Here is a 307-nt window from a genome sequence, read left to right on the forward strand (position 1 = left end):
CTGCTCCTCCTCCTTGCCAACATGTCGCATTTCGTTCAATAGACGCCGCAAACGGCGCCATTTTGCGCCGTTTGCGTGCGGCTTCCGGGCTTCGTCCCGACGCGCCGTGGTCTGAAGAGCGGAAATGTCTGCGATCGAAGCCGGCGCTCGCGCGCCGGAAAACCTTTGGCGTCAGGAAATCAGGGCGACGTTGTCGCTTGCCTGGCCGATGGTGCTCACCAATCTCGGCCAGACCGCCATGACTGCGACCGACGTCATGATGATGGGCCGGCTCGGGCCGGACACGCTCGCCGCCGGCGCGCTCGGC

At 65.1% G+C, this 307-nt stretch carries 1 pseudogene; it reads left to right on the plus strand.

The annotated features are described in order from the left end of the window. Positions 1–124: 124 nt before the first annotated feature. Positions 125–307: pseudogene (locus EN861_RS34820) on the plus strand (MATE family efflux transporter); the annotation flags it as partial.

Source organism: Mesorhizobium sp. M8A.F.Ca.ET.218.01.1.1, from assembly GCF_004791165.1.
Lineage (GTDB): Bacteria > Pseudomonadota > Alphaproteobacteria > Rhizobiales > Rhizobiaceae > Mesorhizobium.